Here is a 9,446-nt window from a genome sequence, read left to right as displayed (position 1 = left end):
GATTTGGGGGCCAGTTCAGCTTTCAGACGACCTTATCGTTTGGTTTCATCATTGATTGATGCGGATAAGCGCGAAAACGGCAAATCGATGTTGCATTCGGGCTGAGCCACACTTTTCAGACGACCCCAAGGGCGTTATGATTCAATTATTAACAAAGATTCATAAACCGCCCGTCTGCAAAGCGGCAAACCATAGAGGAAACCCGACCCATGCACACCATCCGCGCCTTGCTCGTCCTGCTCGGCTGCCTCGCGCTCGGCGAAACCGCCGCCTACCTTACGGGCATCAAGCTGCCCGGCAGTATCATCGGCATGGGCATTCTGTTTGCCATGCTTCAGGCGGGGTGGGTGAAAGCCGAGTGGTTGCAGCAGCTTACCGACGCGCTGATGTCAAACCTGACGCTCTTCCTTGTGCCGCCCTGCGTTGCCGTCATCAGCTATTTGGATTTGATTGCCGACAGTTGGCTGTCGATACTCGTCTCCGCCGCCGCCAGTACCGTGTGCGTCCTGTTGGTTACGGGCAAAGTGCACCAATGGATACGGGAGAAAATCTGATGGACGACATCCTTTCCCTGTGGCAGCAGCCCAGCGTTTTGCTTTTTCTGACGCTGGCGGTTTACGCGTTGGCACTCATCCTCCGCGCGCGGACGGGCTATCTGCTGCTCAACCCCGTCTTAATCAGCACCGTGACCCTGATTGCCTACCTCAAAATCCTCGACATCGATTACGCCGTGTACCACGATGCCGCGCAGTTTATCGACTTCTGGCTCAAGCCCGCCGTCGTCGCACTTGCCGTCCCGCTTTATCAAAACCGTCAAAAAATCTTCAGCCAGTGGCTGCCCGTCATCGTCTCGCAGCTTGCCGGCAGCGTGACCGGCATCATCACAGGCATGTATTTCGCCAAATGGCTGGGCGCGGAACGCGAAGTCGTCCTCTCGCTCGCCGCCAAATCCGTGACCAACCCCATCGCCATCGAAATCACCCGCACCATAGGCGGCATCCCCGCCATCACCGCCGCCACCGTCATCGTCGCCGGACTGGTCGGGCAGATAGCCGGTTATACCGTGCTTAAAAACACCGTCGGCATGCCCTCGTCGGTCGGCATGTCGCTCGGCACCGCCTCACACGCCATGGGCATCGCCGCCTCGCTCGAACGCAGCCGGCGCATGGCGGCATACGCAGGGCTGGGGCTGACCCTCAACGGCGTACTGACCGCCGCCATCGCCCCGATTATCATCCCCGTATTAGGATTCTGAACACTTTTCAGACGACCCCCGATGAACCAAAAAGGTCGTCTGAAACCCAAACCCATAGCAACCCCAAACAAAGGAGCAGCAAAATGGCAGTCAACCTCACAGAAAAAACCGCAGACCAACTGCTGAACATCGACGGCATCCAACTCTTCACCGCCCGCGCAGGCATCAAACAAACCGACCGCGCCGACCTCACCCTGATGGTACTTTCCGGCGGCAACACCGTCGGTGCCGTCTTTACCACCAACCGCTTCTGCGCCGCCCCCGTCCACATCGCCAAATCACACCTCTTCGACGAAGACGGCGTGCGCGCCATCATCATCAACACCGGCAACGCCAACGCCGGCACAGGCGCGCAAGGCAGAATCGACGCCATCGAAACCTGCGCCGCCACCGCCGAACAAACCGGCTGCAAACCCTCCCAAGTCCTCCCGTTCTCCACAGGTGTCATCCTCGAGCCCCTGCCCGTCGGCAAAATCACCGCCGCCCTGCCCAAAATGCAGCCCGCCGACTGGGCAGATGCCGCACGCGCCATCATGACCACCGACACCGTGCCCAAATCCGCCTCGCGCGAAGGCAGCGTCGGCGAAAAACACACCGTCCGCGCCACCGGCATCGCCAAAGGCTCCGGCATGATCCACCCCAACATGGCGACCATGCTCTCCTTCATCGCCACCGATGCCAAAGTTTCCCAACCCGTCCTCCAACTGATGACCCAAGAAATCGCCGACGAAACCTTCAACACCATCACCGTTGACGGCGACACCAGCACCAACGACAGCTTCGTCATCATCGCTACCGGCAAAAACAGCCAAAGCGAAATCGACAACATCGCCGACCCGCGCTACAAACAGCTCAAAGACCTGCTCGGCAGCCTCGCCCTCGAACTTGCCCAAGCCGTCGTCCGCGACGGCGAAGGCGCGACCAAATTCATCACCGTCCGCGTCGAAAACGCCAAAACCCGCGACGAAGCCCGCCAAGTCGCCTACGCCGTCGCCCACTCGCCCCTCGTTAAAACCGCCTTCTTCGCCTCCGACCCCAACCTCGGCAGACTGCTCGCCGCCATCGGCTACGCAGGCATCGCCGATTTGGATGCCGACGCCCTCGAAATGTATCTTGACGACGTATTGGTTGCCGAAAACGGCGGCCGCGCCGCAAGCTACACCGAAGAACAAGGGCAGGCAGTGATGGCGAAAGACGAAATCACCGTCCGCATCAAACTCCACCGCGGACAAGCCGCCGCCACCGTCTATACCTGCGACCTGTCGCACGACTACGTCTCCATCAACGCAGACTACCGCTCGTAAGGACAGATTGTAAGTTTTGGGTTTTCAGACGACGTCTGAGGTCGTCTGAAAGTTTGAAACAATGGTTTGAGAACGGCAAAAAACGCGTGCGCGCATACCGCATACACCCTACACCTCGGTTTTAAAGTTTGTGCCGTCCGCAGGTAGGGTGCGTGGCGTAGCCATGCACGCGGTTAGTAGAGATTCAGGCTACGGCTTGCTTCGCCACATCAAGGGAAACACGATCAAAAAGAACGGTATTTCCAACAGTGTTCAACTGGTAGCGTGTGCTATGCCCGCGAAAATATAAAAGGTCGTCTGAAACCTGTACGCAGGCTTTCAGACGACCTTTGCTTTCCCAAAAACAATCCGTGGGCAAAGCCCACGCTACGGCTGGTTGTGTTTTAAATATGGTATTTATTCATTAATTTCACCGTCAGGTAGTCCAAACCACCTTAAGGGAATCGTGTTAAATTGGTAGTGACAGTTAACACAGATAATATAATCTAAAACATCTTTATATTCTGGCTTTGTAAACCAATCATTCAAAACATAGACATATTCAACCCGCCAACCTAAAGAGTGAACCAATTTTGTATATTGTTTTCTCTTAAAGTCGCAAGTTTGTAATTTCTCATCTACGGAACCAGGGGTTTGTTGAAATTTGATTTCAATGATAAATAAGGTATCACGGATGATGATAAATAACCCATTGTCGGGCAGTAATCTTTTAGACAGATGGTCTTTCCAATTAATATTGTATTCCGGTCTTTCCAAAAATCGGTAAAACTCATATTTTTTGAAACAATAAGCCTTCAATTCTCCATTAAACCAAACTTCATAACCAGCATTATCATCTGTTTTTCTTAAGTCGTACCCGGGAATTTCTTCAAACAGCTGTCGTAAGTCTGTGCGTTCTTCGAATCTGAGTCCTGTTTGTGTTTTTGCACCGCCGATTCCACCAATAATCATTTTTCTAACCTTTTCTTTGCTAATTCAAAAAAATCTTCTTCTAGTTCGCAACCGCAAAATTTCCGACCATGTTTTAAGGCGGCGACTCCTGTTGTGCCGCTGCCCATGAAAGGGTCAAAAATTAAATCTCCAATGTTTGAAGCTGACAGTATGCAGCGTTCAAGCAAGGCGAGTGGTTTTTGTGTCGGATGTTTGCCGAATGTTTTTTCGGCTTTATTTGGAGGAGGGAATGTCCAAACACATTTCATCTGTTTGCCATCGTTTTGTGTTTTCATGGTTTCATAATGAAACGTGTGTTTGGCTTTTTTATTTTTCTTTGCCCATAAGATTGTTTCTGTTGAATGGGTAAAGAAACGACAGGACAAATTAGGGGGAGGATTGGGTTTTTCCCAAGTAATATTGTTCAAAATATGGTAGCCGATGGTTTGCATCAGGTAGCCGATTAAATAGATATTATGGAATGTGCCGCAAACCCAAATTGTGCCGTTTGGTTTTAATAAGGCGTAACACAGTCGGAGCCATTCTTCGTAGAATTCCAAATCTGCCGCCATTCCTTTGGATTTATCCCAGTTGCCTTTATTAACGGAAACCATTTGTCCGTTTTGACAACTGAAGCCGTTATTGGAAAGAAAGTAAGGCGGATCTGCGAAAATCATATCAAAACAGCCGTTTGGATGTTTTTCCAATATCTTCCGCATGATGTTAAGGGAATTTTCGTTGTAGAGGACAAGGTCGTCTGAAACGATTTTTTTCAACCGGTTTTGATAAATGGCGGCTTCTTCAGCCAGTTTGTCGAAATCACTCATAAATTGCCAGCAATTCTCCGACCTTTTTACGGCTGCTGCCCTTTGCAGCGATATTGCGTTGTACTTCAACTGTTTTCAGAATGGCAGAAGAATAAATATCCCTTGTGAATTCAGTATCATGATTTGAAATCAAAACACCTTGAGAGTTAGGTGCAATTTGTTGGGCTGACTGGGAAAGGCGGATTTGATCGTCTAAATTGAAACCTTCTTTGGCATAAGTGGTAAATGAAGCGGTTAGGCTTAAAGGCGCATAAGGAGGATCACAATAAACAGTATCCGTATTGTCTGCCAGAGATAGGGTCGTCTGAAAATCTCCGCACATTAATTCAACTCTGTCAGATTTTTGAATGAAACCTTCCATTTCTTGTTGGGGAAAGTAAGGCGATTTGTAGCGTCCGAACGGCACATTGAATGCCCCTTTGCTGTTGTAACGGCATAAACCGTTAAAAGCATGGCGGTTCAGATAGATAAATAGAGCGGAACGTTCGTGCAGATTTTTGCTAGAGTTGAATTGTTCCCGCAATTCATAAAATTTTGAATCGTTATTGTTGTCGGAATTAAAGAAAGAGCGGGCATAGTCGATGAATACGGACTTTTCTTCTTTTAAGATATGGAATAAGCCGATTACGTCAGCGTTAATATCATTGAGCAGATAATGTTCGAAATCCAATGCAAGAGACAAAGCGGCAGAACCGCAAAAGGGTTCAATTAGACGTTTTCGTGCAGAAGAAGGGAGGTTGTGTTCGATAAAGGGGACAAGTTTATGTTTGCCGCCTGCCCATTTTAGGAAGGGTTTTGAAGCCATTAGGATGCAGAGTATAAGCGTGGTTGATTGGCTTGGAATTGTGCCAAAACATCGTGAGGAATACAATGGATTGTTAGACTTATCAACTCAATCTACCTTAAAAAGGTCGTCTGAAAACCCTGTTTCCAAGTTTTCAGACGACCTTTTTTAATTACAGCAATCAATGCCGAATCGGCTTTACACCACGATGTTCACCAGTCTGCCCGGTACGACGATGATTTTCTTCGCAGGCTTGCCTTCCATGAATTTCACCGCGCCTTCGGTGGCGAGTGCGGCGGCTTCGAGGTCGGCTTTGGAGGCGTCGGCGGCGACGGTGATTTTGCCACGCAGTTTGCCGTTGACTTGAACCATCACTTCGATTTCGGATTTGACCAAGGCGGCTTCGTCGACTGTCGGCCAGGCTGCTTCCCACAGTTTCGCGCTGTTCAATTCGCTCCACAGGGTTTCGCAGATGTGCGGCACGATGGGCCACAACAGGCGTACGGCGGTTTCCAATACTTCTTGGGCGACGGCGCGGCCTTGTTCGCCGCCGGTGTCGGTTTTGTCGTATTGGTTGAGCAGTTCCATCACGGCGGCGATGGCGGTGTTGAACTGCTGGCGGCGGCCGTAGTCGTCGCTGACTTTGGCGATGGTGGAATGCAGTTTGTGGCGCAGGTCTTTGAGTTCTTTAGACAAACCGTCTTGGCTGCCTGCAAACGCTTTGACCGCGCCGCCTTGTTTCAGGTATTCGTAAACGGTACGCCACAGGCGGCGCAGGAAGCGGTGCGCGCCTTCGACGCCGCTGTCGCTCCATTCGAGGGACTGTTCGGGCGGTGCGGCGAACATCATGAACAGGCGGGCGGTGTCCGCGCCGTAGGCGTTAATCAGTTCTTGCGGATCGACGCCGTTATTTTTGGACTTGGACATTTTTTCCGTGCCGCTGATGACGACGGGCAGTCCGTCGGCTTTGAGGACGGCGGAAACGGGGCGGCCTTTGTCGTCGAAAGTCAGCTCGACATCGGCAGGGTTGATCCAGTCTTTGCTGCCGTTGGTGTTTTCGCGGTAGTAGGTTTCACAAACGACCATGCCTTGCGTGAGCAGGCGTTCGAACGGTTCGTCCACGCTGACTAAACCTTCGTCGCGCATCAGTTTGGTGAAGAAGCGCGCGTACAAGAGGTGCAGAATCGCGTGTTCGATACCGCCGATGTATTGGTCGACCGCGCCCCAATATTTCGCAGCTTCAGTCGATACCATGCCTTCTGCGAACTTGGGCGACATGTAGCGGAAGAAATACCAGCTCGATTCCATGAAGGTGTCCATGGTGTCGGTTTCGCGTTTCGCCGCGCCGCCGCAGCATGGGCAGGTGGTTTCGTAAAACTCGGGCATTTTTGCCAGCGGCGAACCCATGCCGTCGGGTACGACGTTTTCAGGCAGGACGACGGGCAATTGGTCGGCTGGGACGGGTACGTCGCCGCATTTTTCGCAATGGACGATGGGAATCGGGCAGCCCCAGTAGCGCTGGCGCGAAATACCCCAGTCGCGCAGGCGGTATTGGGTTTTCGGTTCGCCTGCGTCTTGGCTTTGCAGTTTGGCGGCGATGGCGTCGAAGGCCGTCTGAAAATTCATGCCGTCCAAGTCGCCGCTGTTGACCAATACGCCGTTTTCTTTGTCGCCGTACCATTCTTGCCATTGGTTTGCGTCGAATGCGTTGTCGCCGACGGCAATGACTTGTTTTTTCGGCAGATTGTATTTGGTGGCAAACTCGAAATCGCGTTCGTCGTGCGCCGGAACCGCCATCACTGCGCCGTCGCCGTAGCCCCACAATACATAGTTGGCAATCCACACTTCCAGCTTGTCGCCGTTGAGCGGGTTGACGACGTAGCGGCCGGTCGGCACGCCTTTTTTCTCCATCGTCGCCATGTCGGCTTCGGCAACCGAGCCGGCTTTGCATTCGGCGATAAATGCCTGCAATTCGGGTTTGTCGGCGGCTGCGGCGGTTGCCAGCGGATGCTCGGCGGCAACGGCGACATAAGTCGCGCCCATCAACGTGTCGGGACGGGTGGTATAAACTTGCAGGAATTTCGCGTAATCGCCTTCCAAGCCTTGTTTGCTGTCGTCTGAAACGGCGAAGCGCACGGTCATACCGCGTGATTTGCCGATCCAGTTGCGCTGCATGGTTTTGACTTGTTCCGGCCAGTGTTCCAGCTTGTCCAAATCGTTGAGCAGCTCTTCGGCGTAATCCGTGATTTTGAAGTAATACATCGGGATTTCGCGTTTTTCGATCAACGCGCCCGAACGCCAGCCGCGTCCGTCGATGACTTGCTCGTTGGCAAGGACGGTTTGGTCGACCGGGTCCCAGTTTACCGTGCCATTTTTGCGATAGACGATGCCTTTTTCAAACAGCTTGGTAAACAGCCATTGCTCCCAGCGGTAGTATTCGGGTTTGCAGGTGGCGACTTCGCGTTCCCAGTCAATCGCAAAACCCAGGCTTTTGAGCTGGGTTTTCATGTATTCGATGTTGTCGTACGTCCAAGCGGCGGGGGCGACGTTGTTTTTCATCGCCGCGTTTTCCGCAGGCATGCCGAACGCGTCCCAACCCATAGGCTGCATGACGTTGAAGCCGTTTAAGAGTTTGAAGCGGCTCAATACGTCGCCGATGGTGTAGTTGCGCACATGCCCCATGTGCAGCTTGCCGCTGGGATAGGGGAACATAGAGAGGCAGTAGTATTTGGGTTTGGAAGCGTCTTCGGAGACGTTGAAAATACGGGCGTCATCCCATTTTTTCTGCGCCGCAGGCTCGATGGCGGCGGGCTGGTAATGTTCTTGCATGGTCATTCTGTTTTTCGCTTGAAAATGTGAGGGCGGGCTGACGATTCGATAACGGCGGTATTTTGTTCCATAAGTTGCCGCCTTCTGCGGTTTTTGCCTTGAATCTGACATTTCTGTGCCAAAATCCGGCCCGTTTCGAATCGCCCGTCCGCCCTGAGAAAAATAAAAGAGGGATTATAGCAGGTTGTCGGTAGGTCGGTTTGACAAAGGTCGTCTGAAAACAGAACGGTATTTTTCAGACGACCCCGCATTCAGACACTTGAGTTTTCCCCACCCCACCCATATATCCGGTCTAGTTTTTACACATATCAACAACCATTACTATCATGAGCAACCAAGATTTTTATGCAACACTCGGCGTGGCGCGCGGTGCGAGCGACGACGAAATCAAAAAAGCCTACCGCAAGCTGGCGATGAAATACCACCCCGACCGCAATCCCGGCGACAAAGAAGCGGAAGAAAAATTTAAAGAAGTTCAAAAAGCCTACGACACCTTGTCCGACAAAGAAAAACGCGCCATGTATGACCAATACGGCCATGCCGCGTTTGAGCAAGGCATGGGCGGCGGCGCAGGAGGATTCGGCGGTTTTGGCGGATTCGGCGGCGCGCAGGGCTTCGACTTTTCCGACATTTTCAGCCAAATGTTCGGCGGAGGCGGGGGCGGTGGCCGTCAGCCAAACTATCAAGGCGCGGATTTGCAGGTCGGCGTGGAAATCACGCTGGAAGATGCCGCCAAAGGCATCAAAAAACGCATCAACATCCCGACCTACGAAGAATGCGATGTCTGCCACGGCAGCGGCGCAAAACCCGGCACGTCCGCATCGACTTGTTCGACCTGTCACGGTTCCGGTACGGTACACGTCCGCCAAGCTATTTTCCAAATGCAGCAGACCTGTCCGACCTGCCACGGCACAGGCAAGGAAATCAAAGATCCGTGCGTCAAATGCCGTGGCGAAGGCCGCACCAAAACCAGCAAAACCGTTGAGGTCAATATTCCCGCCGGCATCGACGACGGTCAACGCATCCGCTTGAGCGGCGAAGGCGAACCGGGTACGCACGGCGCGCCCGCAGGCGATTTGTACGTCAACGTCCGCGTCAAAGAACACAAAATCTTCGAGCGCAACGGCTTAGATTTGCATTGCGAGCTGCCCATCAGTTTCGCCGTCGCAGCCCTGGGCGGCGAAGTCGAAGTTCCGACCTTGGACGGCAAAGTCAAACTGAACATTCCGAAAGAAACGCAAACCGGCCGCCGCATGCGCGTCAAAGGCAAAGGCATCAAATCCCTGCGTTCCAGCGCGACGGGCGATTTGTACTGCCACGTTGTGGTGGAAACGCCGGTCAACCTGACCGACCGCCAGAAAGAGTTGCTGGAAGAGTTCGAGAAAATCTCCACCGGTCTCGACCGCAGCCAAACCCCGCGCAAAAAATCGTTCTGGGACAAAGTGGGTGAACTGTTTGACTGATTCGGATTTGAAAACAGTAAAAGGTCGTCTGAAAGCTGAACTGGCCCCCAAATC

Annotated in this window: 8 protein-coding genes; 4 read left to right on the top strand and 4 right to left on the bottom strand. The window is 52.6% G+C overall.

What is annotated here, in order from left to right; translation table 11 throughout:
* The first annotated feature begins 209 nt into the window (after positions 1-209).
* The 3 genes from HMPREF2726_RS01330 to argJ all read left to right on the top strand — a co-directional run bounded on the left by HMPREF2726_RS01330 (position 210) and on the right by argJ (position 2,559).
* Positions 210-554 (top strand): CidA/LrgA family protein, encoded by a 345-nt coding sequence (locus HMPREF2726_RS01330; RefSeq protein WP_009313070.1) that lies wholly within the window; start codon positions 210-212, stop codon positions 552-554.
* Entirely contained in the window at positions 554-1,255 is a 702-nt protein-coding gene (locus HMPREF2726_RS01325) for an LrgB family protein (protein WP_009313072.1), read from the top strand. The genes HMPREF2726_RS01330 and HMPREF2726_RS01325 overlap by 1 nt, the downstream gene beginning before the upstream one ends.
* 83 nt (positions 1,256-1,338) lie before the next feature.
* Positions 1,339-2,559, top strand: a complete 1,221-nt coding sequence (argJ, locus tag HMPREF2726_RS01320; protein WP_009313074.1) for a bifunctional glutamate N-acetyltransferase/amino-acid acetyltransferase ArgJ — start codon at positions 1,339-1,341, stop codon at positions 2,557-2,559.
* 396 nt (positions 2,560-2,955) lie between these two features.
* Here argJ and HMPREF2726_RS01315 read toward each other — a convergent pair whose 3' ends face one another.
* The 4 genes from HMPREF2726_RS01315 to leuS all read right to left on the bottom strand — a co-directional run bounded on the left by HMPREF2726_RS01315 (position 2,956) and on the right by leuS (position 7,929).
* Positions 2,956-3,510, bottom strand: a complete 555-nt coding sequence (locus HMPREF2726_RS01315; RefSeq protein WP_009313076.1) for a hypothetical protein — start codon at positions 3,508-3,510, stop codon at positions 2,956-2,958.
* Positions 3,507-4,316: a DNA-methyltransferase gene (locus tag HMPREF2726_RS01310; RefSeq protein WP_009313078.1), complete on the bottom strand. Its 810-nt coding sequence runs from the start codon at positions 4,314-4,316 to the stop codon at positions 3,507-3,509. Before HMPREF2726_RS01310 ends, HMPREF2726_RS01315 begins: the two co-directional genes overlap by 4 nt.
* Positions 4,309-5,121, bottom strand: coding sequence for a DNA adenine methylase (locus HMPREF2726_RS01305; protein WP_009313080.1), 813 nt, complete (start codon positions 5,119-5,121; stop codon positions 4,309-4,311). Before HMPREF2726_RS01305 ends, HMPREF2726_RS01310 begins: the two co-directional genes overlap by 8 nt.
* A gap of 177 nt (positions 5,122-5,298) precedes the next feature.
* Positions 5,299-7,929, bottom strand: a complete 2,631-nt coding sequence (gene leuS, locus HMPREF2726_RS01300; RefSeq protein WP_036529753.1) for a leucine--tRNA ligase — start codon at positions 7,927-7,929, stop codon at positions 5,299-5,301.
* Positions 7,930-8,255: 326 nt separating this feature from the next.
* Here leuS and dnaJ point away from each other — a divergent pair, with 326 nt between their 5' ends.
* Complete coding sequence (gene dnaJ, locus HMPREF2726_RS01295; RefSeq protein WP_003769239.1) at positions 8,256-9,392, top strand: molecular chaperone DnaJ; 1,137 nt, start codon at positions 8,256-8,258, stop codon at positions 9,390-9,392.
* The last annotated feature ends 54 nt before the right edge of the window (positions 9,393-9,446 follow it).

Source organism: Neisseria sp. HMSC074B07, from assembly GCF_001810355.1.
In the GTDB taxonomy this organism is placed as follows: Bacteria; Pseudomonadota; Gammaproteobacteria; order Burkholderiales; family Neisseriaceae; genus Neisseria.
This window is presented reverse-complemented; position numbering and strand designations above follow the sequence as displayed.